Below are 26,322 nucleotides of genomic sequence, written 5' to 3' on the forward strand. Positions count from 1 at the left end.
CTCAAAAATTGATTGTGTAGAAAATAATATGAATGTTGTTGCGTTTCAAATGAAAGTAATTTCTGTTCCAAGCTATATGTTTTATTTTTGGGGGTTCCTGTTATGGAAACATCCACTCTGTAATTTATGTATTTCAAAAGTCAATGCTATAGCTGCTCACTATAATCGAACGCTGATAAAATAACAGTAACGTTAAATACATCTGCTGTGTCTCGCTTTCGCGCAAACCATTCATTGTTGCTAAAGTTGTGTTCATCACAATAATTTAGAGAACAATATCAGAGAATGCATTCTGAGTGAATTGGTTGATCTTCGTTACGACTGGGCGGCTCATTGGACGCCCCCAGGAAGCTCTGCTCTGCGCGAAAGCGAAGCGCCCAATCACCCCCTCGTTTTGCCCGAGAGCTATCTATGTTACCTTTCATTTCATTGACATAATTGTTTTTCTACAACATAAAAGGATGCTAGAAAAATTTCTGGCATCCTTTTATTGAGATCTACTATTACTTAAAAACGAATGGGTGGTGTTTGATAATCTTTAGGCAAACTTTGCCCTTTTGATCTTTGCTCTATACTTAAATTGTATACCTCTGCTGCATGAATATCTACAGCAAGCATAGCATCATCCATAGCTGCAACACGACTGATTAAAGGTAAAGGTATGTCTTTTTTGTGCATACCCAAATACGCTTGTCCCTGCTTACTCATACCAAGTAAACGTATACTAGAAGGCGCATCAAAGCTTTGCAATTGTTCCTTTGTAAATCCAGTATAAATGTGCGTGAGCATACGTTGAAGTCGTGTCCAAGTATAGCGTTTAGATTTAATTTTCTCCATAAAGCTACCGAAAGAATGACTTGTTTTCGCTGCTTTAATAAGTGCATTCTCAATGCCTTCTGTTACCTCAGCATAGCGCGTCAGTTCACTAGGTGTGTGCCGAATAAGTGTAAACTGTAATAATGGCCAAAAAGTTTCCCAATTTGCAAATTCACCATATTTTCCATGCCAATCCGCTAAATGAACGAATGATGCCTTAGGTAGAAACTCTTGCACATTTTGTAGAGCACTTGTTGTTGCTAGTGCTTTGCGTATTCCTGTGGCGCTAGCAATGGATGCACCTTCTTGTATAGCGTCATGATAACCTGCAACGATGCGAGGGATCGTTAAAGGTTTAATGTTACTACCTAAAGTTTTGGCAGCCTCAATGTAGTGAAAACCAAGTATATTGTTTGGTTGACCTAAATCAATGTATGCAGCAGGGAACTTTTGAGAAAGCTGTTCATAGGCGTAATGTAGACTTTTAGGATAGCTTGCACCCGTTTTAAGGCTTTCTTTAATAAGAGCGTTATATTCAGTGCGGTGATTATTAATGAGCTGAAACGTATTCATAAAGGGTTGTATGGAGCCATCTTCGCTTCCGAAAGCAAAAGAATCGCAACCAATTCCAGAAAGTAAGGAAATGGCTCCTTTTGCGAAATCAGTTGCAGGTGCGGTACTATATACGTACGGTAGTTCAATGACAATATCGACACCACCTGCGAGAGCCATTTTTGTGCGTGTCCATTTATCGACCATGGCTGGTTCACCACGTTGCAAAAAATCCCCGCTCATGACAGCGATGACAATATCTGCTTGTGCTACTTTCTTCGCCTGTTCCAAATGATAGGCATGTCCATTGTGAAAAGGATTGTATTCAACAACTATTCCGACTGCTTGCAAATGTAAGCCCCCTTTATCTATATCATTTGCTTCTCGTTCTAAGGAGCATTTTTGCTTATATAGAACGGTTTGGAGCAAATACACATTTAATAATATATAATTATAGGTGGGTTTTATTGTGGTGACAAGAAATTATCTTGACATCTATTTTTACACATTATATAATCAACAGTGTTGTCTCGAGGTGATTAAACGAATGAAATGGTCAATTCATCAATTATCTAAATACCGCCAAAACGGGATGCCAATCGATGCCTATGTCCAGTTGGACGAGGTGATGGAGCGAAACCAGGATATTCGAGCAATTTCGCCCGTTCATGTAAAAGGGCTATGTACTTTCGGTGCATCGCAAATGACATGTCAGCTAACAGTGACAGCGACGTTAACACTTCCATGTGCACGCACGTGGGAAGATGTTGAGTTTCCTATCGAAGTTGAGACAGTTGAAATTTTCAGCTGGGTTGACGAAGAAAAACGTGGGGAAGATGGCGGAGATATTCACTACATAGTTGGTGAAGTAATCGACATGAAGCCGGTTCTCGAGGAGTTAGTGCTTCTCGAAGTACCTATGCAAGTGTTCAAGGATAATACCGAAGGGCAAGTGCATGGTGGTAAAAACTGGACTTACGCAACAGATGAAGACGTTCAGCTACACAAAAAAGCTGACGAACAAAAAGTGGATCCAAGACTGGCTGATTTAGCTAAGTATTTTGATCAAACAGACGAATAGACGATCTGTAAGGAGGTGCCATCAATGGCTGTACCATTTAGAAGAACTTCTAAAACTGCAAAAAGAAAGCGTCGTACGCATTTCAAACTATCTGTACCTGGTATGGTAGCTTGCCCAAACTGTGGTGAAGCAAAATTATCACACCGTGTTTGCAAAGCTTGCGGACAATACAAAGGTAAAGAAGTAGTAAGCAAATAATTCAGTGTTTGCTCACGTCAAAGGCTAGTAAAGAGACCATGGCTCTTTACTAGCCTTTTTGTTGACTAGAAAAGACGGAATCTTTCGGCAATAACAGAAAGATATATAGTACTATAATAATTGTATGATACAATTTATCCATCGGGACAAAGGGGGAAATAGTATGGCTTATATAATTGATAACAAAGATGGTATTATGACGTTTACGATTGATCGGGAAGAAAAAAGGAATGCGGTTAATGATGAGGTTATGGACGGGCTTCAAGAAGTTATTACATATATCCGACATCATGATGATGTCCGTTTTTTAGTCGTGACGGGCGCTGGAGATAAGTCATTTTGCTCAGGGGGCGATTTATCTGAATTTCATTCGCTTGAAACGGAGGATGAGGCGTTCGGGATGTTGAGTAAGATGGGCAAAATATTATACGACCTTGCGACTTTGCCTGTGCCGACGATTGCGTTGATTAATGGAACAGCGGTTGGTGGAGGCTGTGAGATTGCAACAGCTTGCGATTTTCGTCTAGTGGCAAGTCATGCGAAATGTGGTTTTATACAGGGGACATTAGCGATTACGAGCGGCTGGGGAGGCGGTACATACTTATTCGAACGTGGGTTACGCCATGATCGTGCAATGAAGATGCTAGTCGATGCGAAGCCTTATCCAGCAGAATTGCTATATGAAATTGGCTGGGCAATGCGTGTTTTCGAAGATTCAAAAGAAGAGGCGTTGAATGATTTTATCGAACACATGCGTAAAATTCATCCTTCTGTTCATAAGGCTTATAAAGAAATTGAGCTTCGAAAGTGGCGTGAGCGTAATATGTATGAACGTGTTATGGAGGAAGTTCGTACGTGTGCGAAATTGTGGGAAAGTGAAGCTCACCACGAGGCAGTTGCTAATTTCCTAGCAAAGAAAAACAATAAATAATGTATAACGGCAGTGATTATAACAAAACATAATCACTGTCTTTTTTATTTCGATGATTCTATTTTGCTCGCCCATGCATATAGTAGTAAAAAATGCGAGGGTGATAGATTATGGAATTGAAAAAAAGAAAAGATCAATGGACAAAGGAAGATGATGAAAGATTAGCAGAAATCGTGTTGCATAATGTGCAAAATGGCAAAACACAGCTAGAGGCTTTTGAAATGGCTGCTAATGAACTAGGTCGTACAAAACAGGCATGTGGTTTCCGTTGGAATAAAACATTACGTAGTCAATATAGTCAGTCACTACTAGCTGTACGAAATCAGCCGCAACAATCTATGCGAAGTCATTTGAAATTGGCATTAACAAGTTTCGATGAATTAACAGAGGCCTATCAAAGTCTCGAAATAAGACACCGTGAATTACAAAATGAACATGAAAAACTAGTGAAATGGTTACAGCAAGGATATTCTTTAATGAAAGATTAAAGTAAGGAAGCAGATGAAGGTTACGAGTGCGATAGAGTAAGTTACTTAGAAAGAATATAAGTTAGATTAAAACATAATGCTGTGCTAAGTGAATTTATAGGCAGTGATTTATCTGTACCGAATGCGAAGCGCCAGGTGCGAAACACACACCTTGAAATGTAATGAAAGTAAAGAAGTTAGGTGTGAGAGTAACTGCCCGTAAAAGTCAGATTGTTAAGACTAATGATCAGTGGAAAAACCCGCTGATTAAAGTTTCGCTTTATATATTGTCGTAAACACTTAGCCAATCTTGTATAATAAAAGAACCTGCATAGGAGGTGCCTTAGGAATCATTCTAAGGCACCTCCTTCTGTAGAGTGGGCGAAATGGACTGTGTAATGATGGACGGTAGCGGCTGTCCGAACATTCGCTTAAATAGAGGAACTCAGTCTAAAAACGCCACGTCCTGTGGCAACGACGGAGTGACCAACTTCTTGTTGGGCCGAAGCCTCGGCGGATGTCACGGAATCGGAATGGAGTTCTTAGGGGATGTTAGTATCGAATCCGTGCGATAACGGCTGACTGACCTGCATCGGTAAAAACGCCACGTCCTGTAGCTTACCGAAATGACTAACATCGTGTCGGCTCTCGAGTAGGCCTAGCGAAAAGTCGATTCTGGACGCAATTATGCCGAGTGGGGGCGTTCTCTTATGTTTGATCGTCCGTTGTAAATGTGGGAGGTGTGATGTATTGTGGGTGTAACGATTATTGGTGCCGGGGCTGTAGGTCAGTTAACGGCAAGTTTTATAGCTGAGTCTGGTATATCTGTAACGTTGGTTGCGAGGAGGCAGGAACAGGTAGATGAACTTCATGAAAAGTATTTAACGCGCATGAATGTTGATGGAACGAAAACTGTGCAAAAAGTTACTTCAACTACGAAATTAGCGGAACTACCACGACAAGATTTAATTGTAATTGCTGTTAAATACGGTCAATTACAAGAGCTTTACAAACAATTATCTGTATTACCGAGTACGGTACCGTTGTTGTTTATGCAAAATGGTCTGGCGCACTATGACGAGGCATTACGTTTGCCACAAAAGAATATTGCTTTTTGTTCTGTATCTTTCGGTGCTCAATTGATCAATCAGACAACTGTGCAACATAGAGGTGTAGGTACTTGTAAAATTGCGATAGAGCGAGGAGATAGTGATGCTTTTACCTATTTGTTACAACTAAAAAATTCCTTATATCCAGTTAGACTAGTTGCTAATGCGGAACAAATGTTATTTGAGAAAGCTGTATTCAACTGCTTAATTAATCCATTGACGGCTATACTGCAACTGAAGAATGGAGAGTTAGTTACGAATAAGCAAGCGTTTCTATTAATGCAAACTCTTTACCGAGAAATTACGGAAGCTTTTGAAGGCATAGAACAAACTATACCTTTTTTCAAGGTGATAGACTTATGTGAACAAACAGCAAGTAATACATCCTCTATGCTAGCGGATCGGGTGCAAGGGAGGAAAAGCGAAATTGACACGATTGTAGGAGTAATACTAGAAAAAGCTCTAGCGAATGGTCACGATTTGCCAACTTTACGTACTTTATATCACCAAGTACTTGCGATAGAGGAGAGCGGTGAAAGACGTTGAAAGATTTTTTACATATTATGATAAGTGTCATTATTATTTGTCCAATCCTCCTTTTTGTGATTGTCTATTTATTTGGTCGAAAGGTTAAAATTCGAGGCACTCATGCTTTTGGAGTAGCATCGGACGCGACAACATTGTGTTTGTATTTTTCAGTACCACTAGCAATTAGGGTGCTGTGGAATGTCGATGTTAGCGCACTTTTAGTTACATTGACGGTAGTGATGGCAATAATTTTTACATATATTGATTGGCGAACAAAAAAGGAAATTGAAGTAAAACCGCTACTTAGGAAAATTTGGCGCTTTCAATTTTTAGTCCTAAGTACGGCGTATATTATTATTTGTTTAGTAGGTGTTATTCGATCTGTTATAGAATATTTACAGGCAGTCTAAGCATTTTCTTTTCATGTTGAAGCCATAAGCGTTAAAATAATAGCATTATAAATTGTTTTTTTTAGTAATAACTCTAGATGTGCAAAAATATGAAGTGAAATTCCAAAGTACTTAAGTGTTTGAGGTTTGTTGAAAATTGTTACTTAACTTTTTTCTGGGAGTTTATTTTATTTTGCTTATTAAAGAGTAAGAAGATGATTTAGGTAGAGGAGTTTGTGTTAAATGAAACTGGAGTCAATCCAAGTACCCATAAAAAATCGTTTGCTAGCAGATTATTGGTCACCGAATACTGCCATCCGTGAGTTTTTTGAATACGAATATAACGATAAATCTTTTGAGAAACGCGCACAATATCTTGATCAGCATGCGTATGATCAAAAAGAATTAACAGCCATCATACGTCAATTTATGGAGCCTCTTGGTATTTCGGAGAAAGCGAATGAACATTTGTTACAACTAGAGCAAGGAGCTATTACGGTTGTTGGTGGGCAACAAGCAGGTATCTTAACAGGCCCTCTTTACTCGGTGCATAAGGCGATTTCGGTTATTGCATTAGCGAAAGAGCAAAGTGTAAAGCTACAGCGACCGGTTGTTCCTGTTTTTTGGATAGCTGGAGAAGATCATGATTTAGAGGAAATTAACCATACGTATACAGTGCAGGGTGTAGATATTAAAAAACGTGCATACGGGGAACGCTCAAGACGTAAAACAATGGCTTCTGAAACAAGTATAAACAAAGAATCCATGACACAATTAATAAATGCTATTGTGAAGGATATGGGTGAAACAGAATTCACTGAAATGCTTATTAAACAATTAGTAGATACACTAAATAAGAGTGACACGTTTACGGACTTCTTTGCGCAACTTATGAACCATTTGTTTAAAGATGAAGGTTTATTGATGATAGATGCAGCGGACTTTAAATTCCGTCAATATGAGAGTGGGAATTTTACCCGTATCATTCATAAAAATGAAGAAATTGCAAGAGTGGTAACGGAGAAGGAAGCGGAGCTTGAACGTGCAGGTTATGGCCAGCCTATTTTGGCAACAAACGAAGCGGCCAATTTATTTTATGTAGAAGATGAAGAGCGTCATCTTTTAGAAAGAAAAAATCAGCATTTTGTCAATCTAGCTGCAAATATCAAACTATCTCGTGAAGAAGTTTTGAAAATTGCTGAAGTACATCCTGAGCAGCTAAGTAATAATGTTGTGACGCGTCCGTTAATGCAGGAAATGACATTGCCTGTGCTAGCATTTGTTGGTGGACCAGGGGAGCTTGCCTACTGGGCGACATTGAAGGATGCATTTTCGGTATTAGGCTTACAAATGCCGATTTTTGCTCCGCGTCTTCATATTACACTTGTTACACGTCACGTAGAACAACTTTTACGTGAATATCGTTTAACTGTTGCTGACGTTTGGGATGGCAAAGTGTTGCAGCTTAAAGAGCAGTATGTTGCTGACGTACAGGACACTGAAGCGAAGCGCCAAATTCAAACGATGCAACGAGACCTTTTAGAAAAATATGATGCACTTCAACTTTATTTAGAAGAACAACAGTTATTATTAGATAAAATACTTGAGAAAAATAAAGAGAATCACCTAAAGCAATTTGAGTATTTACAGCAAAAGGTTGAACAAACTGTTCTTAACAAACATGAAACGACGATCCGGAAATTTATGACGTTACAAAATGAGCTGTATCCAAATGAGGGGTTCCAGGAAAGAACTTATAGTCCATATCAATATTTTAATGAGTTTGGACCTATGTTAATTACTGATATGCTGAAACAAAATTATAGCGTTGGTAATCACCACTATATAATTTATTTATAATCCAATATTTGTATCTATATACCTAATTAATAATTTGATACAATGTGAATTTGATGGGTAATGTCGATATAAATAGTAAATAGAGAGCTATCCTACTAAGGATAGCTCTTTTTTTGAGTCATTTAGCACAGTTCCAATAATTTGTTAAAGGTCTAATCGTACATTAATTGTTAAAATGTCAAGTTTTTTTTAAAAAAAGTGGAGGAAAGTGGGGGGATGTGGTACATTATTTAATAAAGTGGGGTGAATAGCATGTTCATGGGAGAATATCAACACTCTGTTGATGCAAAAGGACGATTAATCGTGCCCGCAAAATTTCGTGAAGCCTTAGGTGAAACGTTTGTTGTAACACGCGGACTTGATAATTGTTTATTTGGCTATCCTATGGATGAATGGCGAAAACTCGAAGAAAAATTAAAGGGCTTACCGATGACCAAAAAAGATACACGTGCATTTGCAAGGTTTTTCTTTTCTGGAGCAACGGAAGTAGAAATAGACAAGCAGGGGCGCATTAACATTCCTTCAACTCTGATGCAGCATGCACATCTTGTGAAAGAATGTGTCGTGTTAGGAGTTTCGAATCGGATTGAAGTATGGGCGAAAGATGCTTGGGAGACTTACTTTAGTGAGTCGGAGCAATCCTTTAATGAAATTGCAGAAAATATGATTGGCTTTGATTTTTAACTTTTTTAGACACTTAAGTGTCAGCTAGATGAAGTTAAGGCCTGAAGGGAGCGAGTGGTATGTTCGATCATACAACCGTGTTATTAAGAGAAACAGTTGATGGGTTGAACATCGATCCTGATGGTGTGTATGTGGACTGTACGTTAGGTGGGGCAGGACACAGTGAGTATTTAGTACAACAATTATCTGAAAAAGGTCGTTTGATTTGCTTTGATCAAGATATGACAGCTATTAACAATGCAAAAATTCGATTGGCGCCATATATTGAACGTGTGACATTTGTTCATTCGAATTTCCGCTATTTAAAAGAAGAGCTATTGGCGATTGGTGTTGAGCAAGTTGATGGTGTTTTATATGATTTAGGCGTATCTTCGCCACAGCTTGATACACCAGAACGAGGCTTTAGTTATCACCATGATGCACCTTTAGATATGCGCATGGATCAAACGGCATCCCTTACAGCATTTCATGTCGTAAATGAATGGGCATATGAAGATTTAGTACGTATATTTTTCCGTTATGGGGAAGAGAAATTTTCAAAACAAGTTGCTCGTAAAATCGAAGAGGCACGTAAGGTAGCACCGATTGAAACAACTGCCCAACTTGTAGAACTTATTAAAGAGGGTATTCCAGCAGCGGCTCGCCGTAAAGGTGGACATCCAGCGAAGCGCATATTCCAGGCAATACGAATTGCTGTTAACGATGAGCTAGGCGCAGCAGAGGATTCATTAGTCGATGCGATTGATATGATAAACGTAGGTGGACGCATTAGTGTCATTACGTTCCATTCATTGGAGGACCGCCTATGCAAGACTATTTTTAAGGAAGCGTCATCATTACCGGAATTACCACCGAATTTACCAGTAATTCCTGATGACATGAAGCCAACTTTAAAGCTTATCACGAGAAAGCCGATCGTTCCTTCTGATGAGGAACTAGCTGTAAACAATCGCGCTCGCTCAGCAAAGCTTAGAGTGGTAGAGAAAATTAACGACAAAGGGAGTGAGTAAATGGCAGCAGTTCGTGTAAGGCAGCACCAGCAACAGCAAGTGCAACAACCAATAACACCCCCTAGCCCACAACCCACTATCAAACGTCGTAAAAAATCGAATCAGAAGTTTGAAAAAACAATGCTAATTGCTTTAGTTAGCATTATCGCTGTAATGTCAGTACTAGTGTTAAATAAGCAAGCAGCCATTCAGACAACCAGCATGGACATTCAAAAAATCGAAACTGAAGCAGAAGAGATTACTAAACAGAATGTTGACTTGACAGTTCGTGTAAGTGAACTGTCTACATTCGAAAACATATGGAACAAAGCTAAAGAACTCGGTTTAACTCAAAATGAGAAAAATGTAAAGGTAGTGCCGGGAGAATGAAAAAAAAGAGATTTCGATTCCAATGGGGAGCCTTTCTATTAATTATTTTTTATGGAGGGCTCTTTTTTCTATTGTTCACGAGAATGGTGACGTTACAAGCGACAGGTGAAGTGGAAGGTCAAGAGCTTGCGGCAAAGGCAGCTGCAAAATATAGCAAAGAAAGTGTAATAACAGCAAATCGAGGGAAAATTTTTGATGCAAATGGACAAGTTATTGCGGAGGATACACTTAGTTATCGACTAATCGCAATTGTCAATAAAGAGGCCACGACGAATTCAAAAAAACCTCGACATGTAGTAGATCCAGAAAAAACAGCAAAAATATTAGCAGAATATATCCCTATGGACGAAAAAAAAATCTATCAACAACTTACTAGAGTAAAAGATGATGGCGAAAAGCCTTATCAAGTGGAATTTGGCGGTGCGGGACGTGGATTAAGTCATGAGACGATGAATAAAATCAAAGAAGAGAATTTACCAGGGATTTTATTTGTAAACGATTTAAAACGTTATTATCCAAATGGTATTTTTTCATCGCACTTAGTTGGTTTTACTGTCAAAGAGGAAAATAAGGATGGTACTTTTACAACAAAAGGGAAAATGGGTCTTGAGCTTACCTACAACAAAGAACTAACTGGAAAAGATGGTAAGGTAGAATATGAGACAGATGCTTTCAGTTATTTATTACCGAATAGCGAAAAAATGGTGACCCCTGCCAAAAATGGTGATGACATTTATTTAACGCTTGATAAAACAATTCAAAGCTTTTTAGAGGAAAAGATGACAGAGGTTGAAAAGGAATATAACCCTGAATCGATGACAGCTATTATCGCTGATCCAAAAACCGGCAAAATCTTAGCAATGTCACAGCGGCCAACGTTTAATCCTGATATACGGGAAGGCGATAATATGAAGTGGCTGAACGAAGCTATTGAAGAGACTATAGAACCAGGTTCGACGTTGAAAACATTTACGCTCGCTTCTGCGATTGATACAGGGGTTTGGGAGCCAAATAAATGGTATCCGTCAGGTCAATACAGAGTCCATGATCGTGTAATTAAAGATTACAATAAAGTTGGTTGGGGGTATATTACTTATTTACAAGGCTTCCAACGTTCATCCAATACTGCGATGGCACACTTATTAAAGCTTATTGGTGAGGATGTATTTTTTGACTATTTAGATCGATTTGGTTTTGGTAAAAAAACAGGTATTGATTTACCGAATGAAGCATCAGGAAAACTTTTATCGAATTATCCAGTGGAACGAGTGACAACAACATTCGGTCAAGGTTCTACGGTAACGCCGATTCAATTAATTCAAGCGTTGACAGCGATTGCGAATGACGGGAAAATGATGCAACCGTATGTGATCGATCGTATTGTTGACCCTTCGACAGGAGAAACGATTAAAAAGCATGAGCCGATTGTAAAGGGAAAACCAGTATCAGCCGACACAGCCAAGCAAGTAAAAGAAATCCTTGCCTCTACGTTAACAGCTGAGAAAGGTACGGCGACGGATTTTGTTCTTGATGAATATGAAGTTGCAGGGAAAACAGGTACTGCCCAAATTCCTAGGCCAAATGGTAATGGTAGATATTTCGAAAACGAGTATCTGTTTTCATTTTTAGGGATGGCTCCTGCAGATGATCCTCAGCTCATTATGTATGTCTCCGTAAAAAGGCCAAAGTTAAAGGGGGAAGCTGGTTCTATACCAGTTGCAAAAGTATTTAACCCTGTTATGTTAAATAGTTTGAAGTATTTAAATGTTAACCCGGAAGATGTAAAGCAAGTTGACGATACAAAAATACAAGATTACACAGGTCAAAGTGCTGAAGCTATACAAGTAGAGCTTCAGAATGATGGTCTACAGCCAATTATTGTTGGTGGTGGCGGTAAAGTTATTGACCAATATCCTAAAGGTCCACAAAAACTTGTGAAAGGTAATTTTGTGTTTTTAAAAACAGCAGGCGATGTAGTACTTCCAGACTTCACTAACTGGTCGTTGCGTAATGTACTTGCTTTTAAGGCATTGGCAGAGTTAGAACTTGAAGTCGTTGGGGAGGGCTTTGTAGCTAGTCAGAGCGTCTCGGCAGGTACTGTAGTCTCAGATCGTTCACCGATTGTCGTGAAGCTGAAAACGCCAGCTGAAAGCTTTATCAAAGATGTAGAAGCCCCAACTGAGGGTGAAACTGAATAAAGACTGAATAGAAGCCCACTTTATTTCATACGTTGTAAAAAACAAGGTGTGATGTCGAATGAAGTGGATTTCTATCCATTCCAAAAAGCGTTTGCGTGTTTTATATGTATTGTTTATGTTTGTGGCCGCTGCGATTATTATTAGGCTGTTCTTTTTGCAAGTATTAGATCAAAAAGAACTGACAAAGAAAGCCGAAGAGAATTGGGACCGAGAAATTCCTTTTGCCAATGAGCGAGGGCATATTACTGACCGTAAGGGGAAAAATATTGTCACAAATAAGCTTGCACCAACTTTATATTTCATGCCTTCTCAAAGTAAGGATATTGAAGGTGCAGCGGCCAAAATTGCACAAGTTTTAGGTGTAGATGAACAAAAGCTTTTGGAAAAAATGAAGAAGAAAGTGTACTTAGTAAAGCTGGCACCAGAAGGAAAAAATATTCCTTATGAAAAAGCAGTGGAGTTACAAGGTATGCAGATTGAGGGATTATATAGTGGTGTCGATTATTCAAGGGATTATCCATATGGTACCCTACTATCTCGTTTTTTAGGTTTCACAGGCTATGATGCACAAGGTTTAGCGGGAATTGAATATGAATACGATAAGCTTTTACAGGCTAATTCTTCGGCTATACGAATCTTTACAGACGCGAAAGGGAATAATTTACCGAATGTAAAGAGTGCCTGGAAGGCTGGTGAAGATGGCGCGACGGTCGAGCTAACGATAGATGTAGATGTACAACAGGTCGTTGAACGTGAATTATCACAGGCGATGAAGCGTTATGATGCTGACCAAGCAATGGCCATTGCCATGAATCCAAACAATGGAGAAATTTTAGCATTAGCCTCATACCCTACTTTCAATCCAGCAGAATATCAAACGGTAGAGCAAACAATCTACAATAGAAATTTACCGGTTTGGATGACATATGAGCCCGGGTCAACGTTCAAAATTATAACCCTTAGTGCTGCTTTAGAAGAAAACGTAGTGGATTTAGAGAAGGATACTTTTTATGATCCAGGCTATTCAATGGTTGCAGGAGCAAGATTGCGTTGTTGGAAGCGTGAAGGTCATGGATCTGAAACCTTCCTTGAAGTGGTAGAAAATTCTTGTAACCCTGGCTTTATTGAATTAGGTCAGCGAATAGGTAATGAAAAACTACTACAGTATGTTAAAGATTTTGGTTTTGGTACAAAAACAGGTTCTAACATTGCTGGTGAGGCTTCAGGGATTTTATTTTCCAAGGAAGCTTTTGGACCTGTTGAGCAGGCCACAACTTCATTTGGCCAAGGGGTTGCCGTTACACCAATTCAACAAGTGCAAGCAGTAGGCGCAGCAATAAATGGGGGCAAGCTGTATACCCCATATGTTGTGAAGAAGGTTTTTAACCCCAATACCGGGGACGTTATAAAAGAGACTAAACCAGAAGTTAAAAAACAAGTTATTCGTGAGGAGACGTCTGCAAAGGTTCGAGGTGCATTAGAATCTGTTGTCGCAAAGGGCTCAGGACGTCAAGCTTACCGAGATGGATTACGAATCGGTGGTAAAACAGGTACGGCACAAAAAGTAGAGAATGGCCGTTATAAAGACGGTGAATATATCGTATCGTTTATTGGCTTCGCACCTGCGGATAATCCGCAAATTGTCGTTTATGTAGCAGTAGATAACCCGAAAAAGGGAACACAGTTTGGCGGTGTGATAGCAGCTCCAATCGTTGGTCAAATTATTGAAGATATTGCACCTTTTGTTGGCATTGAAAAATCGAAGGAACAGCTTGAAAAGGATTATCGATGGGGTGACCCAATCACTGTGAAGGTACCAAGTTTTATTGGTCAAACGAAGGACGATATTGCCAAGCAACATTATCCATTCCGCATTGTATGGCATGGGGAAGGGACCAAAATTGGCAATCAACTGCCTGAAGTGGATAGTGTTATCAAACAAGATGGCACCATTCATCTTTATTTAGAAAACTAATTAACTTTACCTTTAAAAAATGGGAAAGAACCACTATTATTATGAAGGGTAGTAATAAATACATGAAAGTTTGTGCTTTTTTCTTCAAGAAGAAAGTGAAACAAGATTTAAAGGAGATTTTTCAATGAAACTCGCAACAACGCTTACCATTTTAGCTCTTGCTTTTATAGTAACAGTTATCCTGGCACCAATTAGTATTCCACTTCTTCGCCGATTAAAGTTCGGTCAAAGTATTCGTGAGGAGGGGCCAAAATCCCATATGAAGAAAGCTGGTACTCCAACAATGGGGGGCATTATTTACTTAATTGCCATTATCCTCACTACTGTTGGAGTAGGAAGCTATTTAGATTTATTTACAACATATACCGTCGTACTGCTACTAGTATTAGTAGGGTTTGGGTTAATCGGCTTGTTAGATGATAGCTTAAAGGTTGTTTTTAAACGTAATTTAGGATTAACATCTCTTCAAAAGCTTATTGGTCAAATTGCCATTGCAGTCTTGGCTTATTTCTTACTACATGGATCGTTTGATACATCAATTGCAATACCATTTACAGATTGGACGATTGATCTTGGTATTTTCTATGTAGCCTTTTTAATTTTCTGGTTAGTAGGCTTCTCAAATGCTGTGAATTTAACAGATGGTTTAGATGGGCTTGTAGCAGGTACTGCATCCATTGCCTTTGCAGCATTTGGTGTTATTGCTCTATTCCAAGAACAAGCTGATATCGCCTTATTTACATTCGCAGTAACAGGTGCATTATTAGGGTTTTTACTTTTTAATGCGAATCCTGCAAAAGTATTTATGGGAGATACAGGTTCTCTAGCATTAGGTGGAGCTTTAGCTATGATCTCTGTATTAGTAAAAGCAGAACTCTTACTGTTATTAATTGGATTGGTGTTTGTTATTGAAACATTATCCGTTATTTTACAGGTAGGCAGCTTTAAACTTCGTAAAAAACGTATTTTTAAAATGAGTCCTATTCATCATCATTTTGAATTATCAGGTTGGTCAGAATGGAAGGTAGTACTTGTCTTTTGGTCAACGGCTTTAGCAGTAGCATTGATTGGAGTTTTATCGGAGGCGTTCTTATGAGAAATTTTACAGATTTACAACATAAAAAAGTCCTTGTTTTAGGTCTAGCTAAAAGTGGTGTGGCTGCAGCTGAGATTTTACATGAGCTTGGCGCCTTTGTGACGGTTAATGATTCAAAACCATTTGACGAAAGCCCAGATGCGCAAGGTCTATTGCAAAAGGGGATAACAGTTATTTGTGGGCGTCATCCAGAAGATTTACTAGATGAAGGCTTTGAAATAGTTGTGAAAAATCCAGGGATTCCTTATAGCAATAAAATAGTAGCAGATGCAATAAGCCGTGAAATCCCTGTTTGGACAGAAATTGAGCTTGCTTATTTAATTAGTGAAGCGCCATTTGTCGGTATTACAGGATCAAACGGTAAAACAACTACAACAACGTTAATTTTCGACATGCTGAATAACGGAAGTTTAAAACCGTTAATTGCAGGGAATATAGGAACAGTTGCATGTGGTGTTGCAAGAGAAGCACAAAAGGATAATGTAATTGTTACAGAGTTATCATCCTTCCAATTAATGGGGATTAAAACGTTTAAGCCGAAGATTGCTATATTAACAAATCTTTATGATGCACATCTTGATTATCACGGGACATTTGATGACTATGCTGATGCAAAATTTGGTGTTACACGTAATCAAGATGAAACCGATTATTTTATTTATAATGCTGATCAGCCGGTTGTTGTTGGCTATGCAACAAAATCAAAAGCTCAAAAGGTACCATTTAGTTCTAAGGGACGCACGGATGAAGGAATTAGTGCGGATGACACAACAATTTATTGGCAAGGTGAGCCGTATTTAGATCGAGCGAATATCGCTTTGCCTGGTAAGCATAACTTAGAAAACATTTTAGCAGCTGTCGCAGCTTGTATTTTAATTGGCTGTGACAAAGCTAAAATGGAAGAAGTGCTAGCGAAGTTTGGGGGCGTTCGTCATCGTACTCAATTTGTGCGTGAATGGAACGGACGCAAAATTTACAACGACTCCAAAGCAACAAATTGCTTAGCTACAAAAAGTGCTTTAGATGCATTCCAAGCACCTGTTATTTTACTTGCAGGTGGATTAGATCGAGGACATTCGTTTGAAGAATTACGTCCATGTATGAGCCATGTAAAAGGTGTTGTTGCCTTTGGAGAAACAGGACTACGTTTTGTAGAATTTGCAAAATCATGTGGTGTACAGCAAACTGTCATTGCCCAAAATGTTGAGGATGCAGTACACTATGCTGCGCCGATGTCAGCAGAAGGCGATGTTATTTTACTATCTCCGGCTTGCGCAAGCTGGGATCAATATGACAGCTTTGAAATAAGAGGCGATGTTTTTATTGATGCTGTAATGAAGCTGTAACGAGCCTGTAACTATTTTAGAATATACTTGACTTGGAAGGATGGCATTACTGAGAGGAAAAGAAAGCTATTTATTGCTCGTCACAACATTGATGCTTTCAATAATCGGCATTATTTTCGTCTATTCTGCAGGTACCTATTGGAGTGCCGTTCATTATAGTGGAAAAATGCCGTTTTATATGAAGCAAAGTCTATACTTTGCCGTAGCTATTGTAGTGTTTTTAATCACTGTTCGATTAAATATTTTGAAAGAGCAGTCCTTTTGGAAAATGGCCTATATATTTTCGTTAGTTTTACTAGTCCTTGTACTTATACCGGGAATTGGACTTGTACGAAATGGCTCTCAAAGCTGGATTGGCGTAGGTCCCCTAACAATTCAGCCAGCTGAATTAGCGAAAATTACCGTCATTGTATACATGAGCCATATTTTAGCGCAGCATAAAACGGGTACGTCGATTGTTAATTGGCGGCATGGATTGATCTTATTATTGCCCGTTGTACTTATTATGCTACAGCCCGATTTTGGTTCAGTTTTTATTCTCGTTGTTTCTGTGTTTTTATTGTTTTTTGTGGCAGGGTATCCTTTAAAGCTTTATGCAATGTTTATGATTGCTGGAATTGCTGGATTAGTAGGCTTGATTGTCACAGCGCCATACCGACTAAAGCGAATTGAGGCATTTATTGATCCGTGGTTAGATCCTTTAGGAAGTGGATTTCAGGCTGTGCAGTCGTTAATGGCTATAGGTCCGGCTGGGATTTTCGGGCATGGCTTTGGACAAAGTAGGCAAAAGTTTTTATATTTACCCGAACCACAAAATGACTTTATTTACGCAATAATCCTTGAAGAGGTCGGATTGTTTGGTGGACTTGTTATTTTAGCACTTTTCGTACTGACGATTTATGCAGGCTATAAATTTGCAGTGCAGGCTAAAACAAGAACATCTTATTACGCGATCATCGGACTTGTAACAATGTTAGCCGTACAAGCATTTCTAAATATAGCAGTAGTGATTGGTTTAGTGCCTGTAACAGGTGTCACATTACCTTTTATCAGCTATGGAGGAACATCTTTAGTAACAATGTGGCTAATAATAGGTATTATTTATCAATTAGCGAAATAAATATAAAGGAGGAGTACTTTTTGGAGAAAGTAATTGACATAGAAGATCGCATACCTACGCTAAAAAAGCGACGAAAAAAGCGTACAAATCGGAAATTTATAGTGCTAATATTACTTTTCTTTATCGTGTTAGCAGTACTCCTTTATTTTCAATCTCCTTACAGTAAAATCAACAAAATTACAGTCAATGGCGCTCGATTAGTAGAAGAACAATATTATTTGAAGTCAAGTACTCTTGCAACTGGGAAGTCAATGTGGGGATTTAAAGAAGAAGAGGTAGAGAAATTATTACTAAAGGATAAATGGGTGAAAGAAGCACATGTTAAACGTAATTGGCCTCAAGGCGTGGCAATAGAAATTAAAGAATGGAAAAAGGTTGCGTACTTAGCTGGTGACGGTACTTATTATCCATTACTTGAAAATGGCAAGCGTTTTGATCAAGCTGGAGATGAAATCCCGATTGATGCACCTGTATTTATCGGCATATCTGGCGAAAAGACAATTAAGAAACTTGTAAAGCAGTTAGCACAATTAAATCCAGAAGTATTAACTCTCATTTCTCAAGTCAATACTAATAGCAATAACTCAAACCCTAATGCAGTCAAGCTCTATATGAACGATGGCTATGAAGTTCGAGCTGTTATTCAAACATTAGCAGAAAAGCTAAATCATTACCCTTCACTTGTGGCACAAATTTCAAATTTGGAGAAGGGAGTTATCGATTTAGAGGTAGGCTCGTATTATCGTCCTTTCAATAATGAGTACAACCAAGCAGCTATTGATATAGATACCGATGCGGCCGACCAGGAAGTGGAAAAAGATGAACAAGAAAAAGAATAGCAAAGAAAATTTCTTTTCAAGAAAACAATTTCAGTTGCTTATTGTTTGTGTAACTATGGGGTTTATCATTGGCTATTCCTACAACCAGGCAAAAGATAATCGAGATGCAGGTTCGACCAATCCAAAGCTTTTGGAGCAAGAGGATTCATATCGTGAGGAGTTAATTGCACAGCAAGAGCGCAATAAAGAATTATCAGAAGAAGCGAATGCTTTGCAGGAAAAAATTCGTAAGTATGAAAAATCATTCGTCGCTGGCAAAAAGGATTATACAAAACTTGTTGAAGAAGCAGAGGATTTACGTTTGTTGTTAGGCGATTTAAATTCAGAAGGAAAAGGGATACGTATAACTCTTCAAGATGGTGATTACGATCCAAAATCTGCTAATCCTAATGATTATATCGTGCATGAAAGCCATATTTTTAAATTGCTCAATGAGCTTAAAATTTCTGGCGCTCAAGCAATTGCTATTAATGGTCAACGTGTTTTGGCGAATTCTTATATACGCTGTAATGGACCAGTCATTACGATTGATGGCAAGCAACATCCAGCTCCATTCGTCATCGAGGCTGTAGGAGATTCAGCAACATTCAAAGCTTCCTTAAACTTAAAAGGTGGCGTTGTGGATCAATTATTAAATGACAATATTGTTGTATCATTTGAAGAAGAGCAAAAGCTAACGATGCCAAAAGCAAAAGTAGAAAGTTAAACGATTTTTCTAATTTAAGATCTAAGGCGTAAATCTGTAAGGGGTTACGATACGTCTAGGAGGGGCTATTTTGAAAAAAAATATGTATACCCGAATAACGATCGTGCTATTTATTATCGGTTTGATGATAGCGGTACAATACAATACCATAAAGCAACCAGCTGAGCGAGATACACGAGATATTTGGGCCATAAGAGAGGAATTAGCAGAAGAAAAGCAAAGGCATTCCACATTATTAGCAGAAATTCGTTCACTTAATGAAGTAGTGGGTCGCTATGAGCAATCTGAGAAAGCAAATTTACAGTCGGCATTATATCAAACGCTGAATCGTTTAAAGCAACAGGCCGGGTTAACGGAAGTGACAGGGCCCGGAGTTGCACTTCGTGTAGAACCAGCGCCCGAATTAGTAGAAATGGGGTATGAAATCAAAGAAATTTCGCCTGATTTACTAACCCAATTACTAAATGCTCTGTTTAAAAACAATGCAGCGAGTGTCTCGATAGATGGAAATCGAGTTGTCCAGACAACAGCCATTCGAGACATAAATGGAAAGACGACAGTGAACAGTGTACCACTGTCAGCACCACCCTTTGAAATTTTTGTTGGGACAAGCTCATTTAAGGAAGCACAAAAAATGTACAATTCATTACAGGCTTCCACATTTATTGATTCCTTTTATATGGACAACTTTAACTTAATAATAGAGGAACCAACAGAGCATTTAATAATCCCAGCATTTGATCAGCCATTGACAAATGATTATTTAACAGAGGTGAAAAAAGGAGAATAATATATGTGGCTACCATTTCTAGGTTTGATATTTGGACTTGCCCTTGGCTTGTTAACAAATATGCAAATACCCTCTATTTATGAAAATTATCTGTCAATAGCTGTTTTAGCAGCCTTAGATACATTATTTGGCGGTATTCGTGCTCAATTACAGCAAGTATATGACGATAAAGTATTTGTATCTGGATTCTTTTTTAATATAATTCTGGCAGCGGGATTAGCCTTTTTAGGTGTGTATTTAGGAATAGATTTGTATTTAGCGGCCATTTTCGCTTTCGGAGTACGTTTGTTCCAGAATATAGCAATAATTAGGCGTATTTTACTAACTAAGATAGATGAGAAACGTCACAAAAGGAACAAAAATTCCATAGAATGAGAGAAAAGTTGAGCTAAATGCTCGATTTGCTTAGACATTATGCCGAATTTACAATAGAATGAGAATAAGAGCATTTTTTCGAGGAGGTGCAGCGAATTGAATCAGCAAGATTTATATATTTCTCTTGATATAGGATCTTCCTCTATCAAGGTATTAATAGGTGAAATGAGCGACGGTCAGTTACATGTAATTGGGGTCGGAAATGTAAAATCGAATGGAGTTCGAAAAGGTGCGATTGTTGATATTGATGCAACAGTTCAATCAATTCGAAAAGCAATAGATCAAGCTGAACGAATGACAGGATATCAAATTAATGAAGTCGTTTTAGGTGTTCCAGCTAACCAGACGATGTTACAGCTGGTTAAAGGTGTAGTCGCTGTAAATAGTGAAAATAGAGAAATTACAGATGATGATTTAGATAGAGTAGTAGAATCTGCACAAGTCATGTCAATACCTCCTGAACGTGAATTAGTGAATATTATTCCAAGACAGTTTATTGTGGATAATTTAGATGAGATTAAAGATCCACGAGGCATGATTGGCATCCGTTTAGAAATGGATGCCACAATGATTACTACTTCAAAAACACTTTTACACAATGTTCTACGTTGTGTAGAACGTGCAGGTCTAAGCATTCGAGAAATATATTTGCAACCATTAGCCGCAGGTTTTTTTGCATTATCGGAGGATGAAAAAAACCAAGGAACCGCGTTTGTTGATCTAGGAGGCGGTTCAACTACTATCGCAGTATTTGAAGAGGGATTATTAACACATACAGGTGTCATTCCAATTGGTGGCGATCATATTACAAAAGATATTTCAATCGTCTTAAAAACACCAACAGAACAGGCAGAGCAAATTAAACATCAATTTGGACATGCCTATTATGATGATGCATCTGATGAAGAACTCTTCGAAGTACCGGTTGTAGGGACAGATTCAACAGATCAGTACAGCCAGCGCTATATTTCAGAAATAATTGGCGCTCGTTTGGAAGAATTATTTGAATTAGTCATTGACGAGTTAGCCCGTCTAGGTGTTAGAGATTTACCAGGTGGTGTTGTTTTGACTGGAGGCGTTGCAAAGCTTGACGGTATTGCTCAACTGGCACGTCAGATTCTGCAAACTCGTGTTAGAATATATACACCTGACTATATTGGCGTTAGAGAGCCTTCATTTACGACGGCAGTTGGACTTATTCGTTACGCCTATTTAGAAGATGATTTTTATGGAAAAAGTGCTAATACGCAACCTATTGAATATGCAGTTGTAGGATCTCCTGCAGCCACACCTAAAAAGCAAGAATATGCTACACCTTCAGAACCAAAAGGAAGCGTAATCGGAAGAGCAAAAAAATTATTTGATAAGTTTTTTGATTAACTTCTTTCAGCTGAAGTCTCCCACCTCTATAGGTGGTGAAATGAATGCGGATTTAAGCTACTTTTAGCAGATGTCCAAACACCTGCTGAAAGAAGTTAATGCCTCCGGCGGATGTCACGGAATCGGAAATGAGTTCTTAGGGGATGTTAGCCTAAGATCATCGCATCCATGCGATAACGGCTAACTGACCTGCATCGGTAAAAACGCCACGTCCTGTGGCATTACCGAAATGACCGACATCGTGTCGGCCCTCGTGCAGGCCTAAGCACAAAGCCGATTCCGGACGCAATTATACCGAGGCATAATTGATCTTGAATGCGTAATGAATGATACAGAGTCGAGTTACCGTGGGAGGAAAAAGAAATGTTAGAATTTGATACAAGTGTTGATCAACTTGCAGTAATAAAAGTCATTGGTGTTGGTGGCGGCGGTAACAACGCTGTCAATCGAATGATAGAACATGGTGTACAAGGTGTTGACTTTATCGCAGTAAACACAGATGCACAGGCCTTAAATTTATCGAAGGCAGAAATTAAGCTACAAATTGGTACAAAACTTACACGTGGATTAGGTGCAGGTGCTAATCCTGAAGTAGGGAAAAAAGCTGCAGAAGAGAGCCGTGAACAATTAGAGGAAGTTCTTCGTGGTGCAGATATGGTATTCGTTACAGCTGGAATGGGCGGAGGAACTGGTACTGGTGCCGCGCCAGTAATCGCACAAATTGCTCGCGATCTAGGAGCCCTTACAGTTGGTGTTGTAACTCGTCCATTTACGTTTGAAGGTCGCAAACGACAAACACAAGCTATCGGTGGTATCGGTGGCATGAAAGAGTCTGTTGATACTTTAATCGTTATTCCGAACGACAAGTTATTACAAATTGTCGATAAATCTACACCAATGCTAGAAGCATTCCGTGAAGCAGATAATGTTTTACGACAAGGTGTACAAGGTATTTCAGATTTAATTGCAACGCCAGGTCTTATTAACTTAGACTTTGCAGACGTAAAAACAATTATGTCTAACAAAGGTTCAGCGTTAATGGGTATTGGTATTGCTACAGGTGAAAATCGTGCTGCAGAAGCGGCTAAAAAAGCAATTTCAAGTCCATTACTTGAATCATCAATTGATGGCGCTAAAGGTGTCCTTATGAACATTACTGGTGGATCAAATCTTAGCCTATTTGAAGTACAAGAGGCTGCAGATATTGTAGCATCAGCATCAGATGAAGAAGTAAATATGATTTTCGGTTCTGTTATTAACGAAAATCTAAAAGATGAAATTATTGTGACAGTAATTGCAACTGGCTTCTCAGAGGAAGCTTTACAGCAACAGCGTAATGCTCCACGACCGACGTTAAATGCAAATAGACAAGCTACGCAACAACAGCAAGCTCCGATCCGTGAGCAACGTCAAGAAGTGCATGTGCAGCAAGAACTACCACGTCAAAATCAACAAAATTATGTACAGGATGACACGCTTGAAGTACCGGCATTTTTACGCAATCGTAAAAATCGCGGATAAGTCAGCATCCAAACTTTATAAAGCTCGTATTTTACATTATGTGAAATACGAGCTTTTTTGTGTTGTTGAAAACTATTATGTTATGAATGTTGTTGCCTCTTTATCTGTTCCAGGCTACTCGTTTTCCTCAGTGGCGAGCATCGAGCCGTTTCCTTCATTGTGTTGTCACTGTCACTCCGTTAAGAGTACACTTTCACACAAAAACAAAGTGCCCAGTCGGAACGGAAATCAACCTCTCGTTTTGCAAAAAAACATATACTTCATTTAATATGACAGCATTATTTCATTGATATTTCCAGTGACTTAAAAATTAATTATGTTCAAATGTGTAAGGAAAGGATGTATTTTGTCAAAACATTTTTATGAAATGATGCGATTGTTTGACAATATTTGTGGGTGTAACATGCTAACTTTGTAAGTAGGAGGCGGCTGTTATGTATGGAGAATGGCTGGTGCTCATTAATACACTTTTTAATCTAGCGATACTTACGTTTACAGCGAGAGTAACAGGGGTTTTTGTAAAGAACACGAGATTATTAATGAGTTCTATATGTAGTAGTTTTGTAGCTGTAATAGGTGGTCAAATGCTGTTAATGACAATACTGAGCTTTATCTTACTAATCGGCATAGCTTTTCGCTTTAAGATTCGAAGCTTTCAGAAGCAAGGACCGATTGTTTTAACAGCAACAATCATTATTGGTGGATTATTAACAGCGTTACAACCGTATTTAAAAAATCTTTCTGCTGTCCATTTTATAATTATTTGCCTACTATTAGCAGTTGGTAACCTTGCTGCTTTTTATAAGCAATGGGGATTTGTAAAGCTTGAGCGGTTAAGTGGTCAGTTTGTGTTTGATACGAATTTAAAAATTTTTGATATCACGATACCACTTTCTGCATTTGTAGATACAGGGAATCAAGCAATTGAGCCACTATCAGGAAAACCTGTTCACTTTGTCTCTTATGCAGCATTACGCTCACATTTACCTGCAGCATTCTGCAAATCATTGATAGAATGGCAAGAAACTGATCCGTATAATGTATCCATGTTTTCAGAAGATTATCAGCGTTATATTCGATTTATTCATGTCAATACAGTGCAACAGCAGTCGGTTGTACTAGGTTTCCGCTTTGATGAGTGGCATATAAAAGGGGAGCACTCACAAGTGAAAACGAATGAATATATCGTATTAACAAAAAAGGCTAAAAATTTTCCGCACAGCACAGCAGCAATTTTACATTTTTCAGCGCTTTCAAATAACTCATAGAGGGGGAGAACTATTGCTTCTTAGGCTACTTGCTAGCTTGAAAAAATTTTGGAGTAAGTTTCGGAGTCGTGAAACGTACTATATAGGGGGAAATGATTCATTGCCAGTGCCATTAAGTCGAGAAGAAGAAGTTACAGTCATTGCATCCTTTATGAATGGTGATTTAAGAGCTAGAGATACACTAATTGAACGTAATTTGCGTCTTGTTGTTTATATTGCTAGACGTTTTGATAATACGGGAACACCGATTGAGGATTTAATAAGTATTGGCTCAATCGGTTTAATTAAGGCGATTGAAACGTTCAATACTGATAAAAATATTAAGCTTGCCACATACGCATCACGTTGTATTGAAAATGAAATTTTGATGCATTTACGTAAAACAAGTCGCATGAAGGGTGAAGTTTCATTAGATGAACCATTAAACTCAGATGCTGATGGAAATGAATTGTTATTGTCTGATATTTTAGGAACGGAAGAGCATATTATTTTAGACAATGTAGAGAAGAAAATTGAGCGTCAACATATGTTTCATGCGATTAATTTACTAGGCGCGCGTGAAAGATATATTATGGAATGTCGTTTTGGCCTCAATGGAAAAATTGAAATGACTCAAAAAGAAGTTGCTGATCATTTAGGTATTTCACAATCATATATTTCCCGATTAGAGAAGAAAATTATTCAAGATCTACGTGAAAATTTGAATCAACCAATTTCTTAGAGAGGGAAATTTACCCTACCTAAAATTGGTCGTAGCTTTTGTGCATATTCTCGTTTCTCTCGGACAAACTGATGTAACGGTTTAGTCAGAGAATAACATCCGGAGGAATCGAATATATGCGAACTAAAGTAGATCTTTGCGGCTTAGATACATCGACTTTGCCAATTTTAAAGCACGAGGAAATGAAGGAACTATTTATTCGTTTACAAGCTGGAGAAACTGAGATTAGGGAAGAGCTTGTAATGTGCAATTTAAGGTTAGTGCTCAGTATTGTCGGTAGATTTGCCTATAGGGGTGAACAGGCAGATGATTTATTTCAAGTAGGCTGTATTGGCCTCATGAAAGCCATTGATCATTTTGATTTGAAGCATAATGTACGATTTTCAACATATGCTGTGCCAATGATCATAGGTGAAATTCGTCGCCATCTGCGTGATCATCATGCATTGCGTGTTTCTCGCTCTCTAAGAGATATTGCATATAAGGCAATGCAGGCAAAAGAGCAATGGATAACCGATAATTTACGAGAACCAACGATTGAAGAAATTGCTGATATGATTGACATGAAAAAGGAAGATGTTTTATTTGCTTTAGATGCCATTCAAGATCCAGTTTCCTTACAGGAGCCTATTTATTCAGACGGCGGAGACGCTGTTTATATGATGGATCAATTACGTGATGATGATGTATCAGAAGATCAATGGGTAGCCTACGTGTCGGTAAAGGAAAGTTTACAAAAGTTAGATGATCGTCAACAAATGATTGTTGCAAAGCGTTTTTATTACGGTGAGACACAAACTGAAATTGCAAAAGAATTGGGGATCTCTCAAGCGCAAATTTCACGTCTAGAAAAAAATGCAATTGAAACAATGCAGAAAGATTATAAGTAAAAACACAATGCGCACCCGAGTTCTCGGTGCGCATTTTAATTTATGTCAATGGTATAAATTAAGTAGGGCCCCTCAGCAAGACGAGGGGGCGATTTCCGTTCCG

The 26,322-nt window shown here is 38.5% G+C and carries 25 protein-coding genes; 24 read left to right on the forward strand and 1 reads right to left on the reverse strand.

The window, feature by feature from the left end:
* Positions 1-507: 507 nt before the first annotated feature.
* Entirely contained in the window at positions 508-1,719 is a 1,212-nt protein-coding gene (locus ACVYAD_RS00460; protein WP_349658936.1) for a nucleotidyltransferase, read from the reverse strand.
* A gap of 196 nt (positions 1,720-1,915) precedes the next feature.
* On the opposite strand from ACVYAD_RS00460, the gene ACVYAD_RS00465 reads away from it, so the two are divergent.
* The 24 genes from ACVYAD_RS00465 to sigG all read left to right on the forward strand — a co-directional run bounded on the left by ACVYAD_RS00465 (position 1,916) and on the right by sigG (position 26,219).
* Positions 1,916-2,449, forward strand: a complete 534-nt coding sequence (locus ACVYAD_RS00465; RefSeq protein ID WP_349658935.1) for a YceD family protein — start codon at positions 1,916-1,918, stop codon at positions 2,447-2,449.
* Between the two features lie 24 nt (positions 2,450-2,473).
* Entirely contained in the window at positions 2,474-2,647 is a 174-nt protein-coding gene (gene rpmF, locus ACVYAD_RS00470) for a 50S ribosomal protein L32 (RefSeq protein WP_010858320.1), read from the forward strand.
* Positions 2,648-2,810: 163 nt separating this feature from the next.
* Complete coding sequence (locus tag ACVYAD_RS00475; protein ID WP_476423918.1) at positions 2,811-3,578, forward strand: enoyl-CoA hydratase/isomerase family protein; 768 nt, start codon at positions 2,811-2,813, stop codon at positions 3,576-3,578.
* Positions 3,579-3,688: 110 nt separating this feature from the next.
* Positions 3,689-4,066, forward strand: a complete 378-nt coding sequence (locus tag ACVYAD_RS00480; protein WP_386826882.1) for a transcriptional regulator — start codon at positions 3,689-3,691, stop codon at positions 4,064-4,066.
* A 731-nt stretch (positions 4,067-4,797) separates the two neighbouring features.
* Positions 4,798-5,700, forward strand: coding sequence for a ketopantoate reductase family protein (locus tag ACVYAD_RS00485; protein WP_476423919.1), 903 nt, complete (start codon positions 4,798-4,800; stop codon positions 5,698-5,700).
* A complete protein-coding gene (locus ACVYAD_RS00490) occupies positions 5,697-6,092 on the forward strand; it encodes a DUF3397 domain-containing protein (protein WP_349658931.1) in 396 nt (131 codons plus the stop codon). The genes ACVYAD_RS00485 and ACVYAD_RS00490 overlap by 4 nt, the downstream gene beginning before the upstream one ends.
* A gap of 222 nt (positions 6,093-6,314) precedes the next feature.
* Entirely contained in the window at positions 6,315-7,931 is a 1,617-nt protein-coding gene (bshC, locus tag ACVYAD_RS00495; protein ID WP_476423922.1) for a bacillithiol biosynthesis cysteine-adding enzyme BshC, read from the forward strand.
* A 252-nt stretch (positions 7,932-8,183) separates the two neighbouring features.
* Entirely contained in the window at positions 8,184-8,615 is a 432-nt protein-coding gene (gene mraZ / locus ACVYAD_RS00500; protein ID WP_079559763.1) for a division/cell wall cluster transcriptional repressor MraZ, read from the forward strand.
* A gap of 59 nt (positions 8,616-8,674) precedes the next feature.
* A complete protein-coding gene (rsmH, locus tag ACVYAD_RS00505; protein WP_349658929.1) occupies positions 8,675-9,625 on the forward strand; it encodes a 16S rRNA (cytosine(1402)-N(4))-methyltransferase RsmH in 951 nt (316 codons plus the stop codon).
* On the forward strand, positions 9,626-9,994 hold the full coding sequence (gene ftsL2, locus ACVYAD_RS00510) for a cell division protein FtsL (RefSeq protein ID WP_476423925.1): 369 nt from the start codon (positions 9,626-9,628) through the stop codon (positions 9,992-9,994).
* Positions 9,991-12,192 (forward strand): penicillin-binding protein, encoded by a 2,202-nt coding sequence (locus tag ACVYAD_RS00515; protein ID WP_476423927.1) that lies wholly within the window; start codon positions 9,991-9,993, stop codon positions 12,190-12,192. The genes ftsL2 and ACVYAD_RS00515 overlap by 4 nt, the downstream gene beginning before the upstream one ends.
* 58 nt (positions 12,193-12,250) lie before the next feature.
* Positions 12,251-14,167, forward strand: a complete 1,917-nt coding sequence (locus ACVYAD_RS00520) for a stage V sporulation protein D (RefSeq protein WP_476423929.1) — start codon at positions 12,251-12,253, stop codon at positions 14,165-14,167.
* Positions 14,168-14,291: 124 nt separating this feature from the next.
* The gene (gene mraY, locus ACVYAD_RS00525) at positions 14,292-15,263 is read left to right on the forward strand and encodes a phospho-N-acetylmuramoyl-pentapeptide-transferase (RefSeq protein ID WP_197141765.1); all 972 of its coding nucleotides are present in this window, start codon (positions 14,292-14,294) and stop codon (positions 15,261-15,263) included.
* On the forward strand, positions 15,260-16,609 hold the full coding sequence (murD, locus tag ACVYAD_RS00530) for a UDP-N-acetylmuramoyl-L-alanine--D-glutamate ligase (RefSeq protein WP_476423931.1): 1,350 nt from the start codon (positions 15,260-15,262) through the stop codon (positions 16,607-16,609). The genes mraY and murD overlap by 4 nt, the downstream gene beginning before the upstream one ends.
* Positions 16,610-16,649: 40 nt before the next feature.
* On the forward strand, positions 16,650-17,729 hold the full coding sequence (locus ACVYAD_RS00535; protein WP_349658924.1) for an FtsW/RodA/SpoVE family cell cycle protein: 1,080 nt from the start codon (positions 16,650-16,652) through the stop codon (positions 17,727-17,729).
* A gap of 20 nt (positions 17,730-17,749) precedes the next feature.
* Positions 17,750-18,568, forward strand: a complete 819-nt coding sequence (locus ACVYAD_RS00540; protein ID WP_349658923.1) for a cell division protein FtsQ/DivIB — start codon at positions 17,750-17,752, stop codon at positions 18,566-18,568.
* Complete coding sequence (locus tag ACVYAD_RS00545) at positions 18,549-19,274, forward strand: DUF881 domain-containing protein (RefSeq protein WP_386826872.1); 726 nt, start codon at positions 18,549-18,551, stop codon at positions 19,272-19,274. The genes ACVYAD_RS00540 and ACVYAD_RS00545 overlap by 20 nt, the downstream gene beginning before the upstream one ends.
* Before the next feature lie 70 nt (positions 19,275-19,344).
* Positions 19,345-20,064, forward strand: a complete 720-nt coding sequence (locus ACVYAD_RS00550) for a DUF881 domain-containing protein (protein ID WP_349658921.1) — start codon at positions 19,345-19,347, stop codon at positions 20,062-20,064.
* 3 nt (positions 20,065-20,067) lie between these two features.
* Complete coding sequence (locus tag ACVYAD_RS00555; RefSeq protein WP_079559774.1) at positions 20,068-20,439, forward strand: small basic family protein; 372 nt, start codon at positions 20,068-20,070, stop codon at positions 20,437-20,439.
* A 96-nt stretch (positions 20,440-20,535) separates the two neighbouring features.
* Positions 20,536-21,819 carry a cell division protein FtsA gene (gene ftsA / locus ACVYAD_RS00560; RefSeq protein WP_349658920.1) on the forward strand — a complete coding sequence of 428 codons (1,284 nt, stop codon included), beginning with the start codon at positions 20,536-20,538 and terminating at the stop codon, positions 21,817-21,819.
* Between the two features lie 363 nt (positions 21,820-22,182).
* On the forward strand, positions 22,183-23,340 hold the full coding sequence (gene ftsZ / locus ACVYAD_RS00565) for a cell division protein FtsZ (protein WP_349658919.1): 1,158 nt from the start codon (positions 22,183-22,185) through the stop codon (positions 23,338-23,340).
* 434 nt (positions 23,341-23,774) lie between these two features.
* Positions 23,775-24,608, forward strand: coding sequence for a sigma-E processing peptidase SpoIIGA (locus ACVYAD_RS00570; protein ID WP_386826867.1), 834 nt, complete (start codon positions 23,775-23,777; stop codon positions 24,606-24,608).
* Between the two features lie 13 nt (positions 24,609-24,621).
* Positions 24,622-25,329, forward strand: a complete 708-nt coding sequence (gene sigE, locus ACVYAD_RS00575; protein WP_049668349.1) for an RNA polymerase sporulation sigma factor SigE — start codon at positions 24,622-24,624, stop codon at positions 25,327-25,329.
* A 116-nt stretch (positions 25,330-25,445) separates the two neighbouring features.
* Positions 25,446-26,219, forward strand: coding sequence for an RNA polymerase sporulation sigma factor SigG (gene sigG / locus ACVYAD_RS00580; RefSeq protein ID WP_349658917.1), 774 nt, complete (start codon positions 25,446-25,448; stop codon positions 26,217-26,219).
* The last annotated feature ends 103 nt before the right edge of the window (positions 26,220-26,322 follow it).

Source organism: Lysinibacillus sp. G1-3, assembly GCF_056322905.1.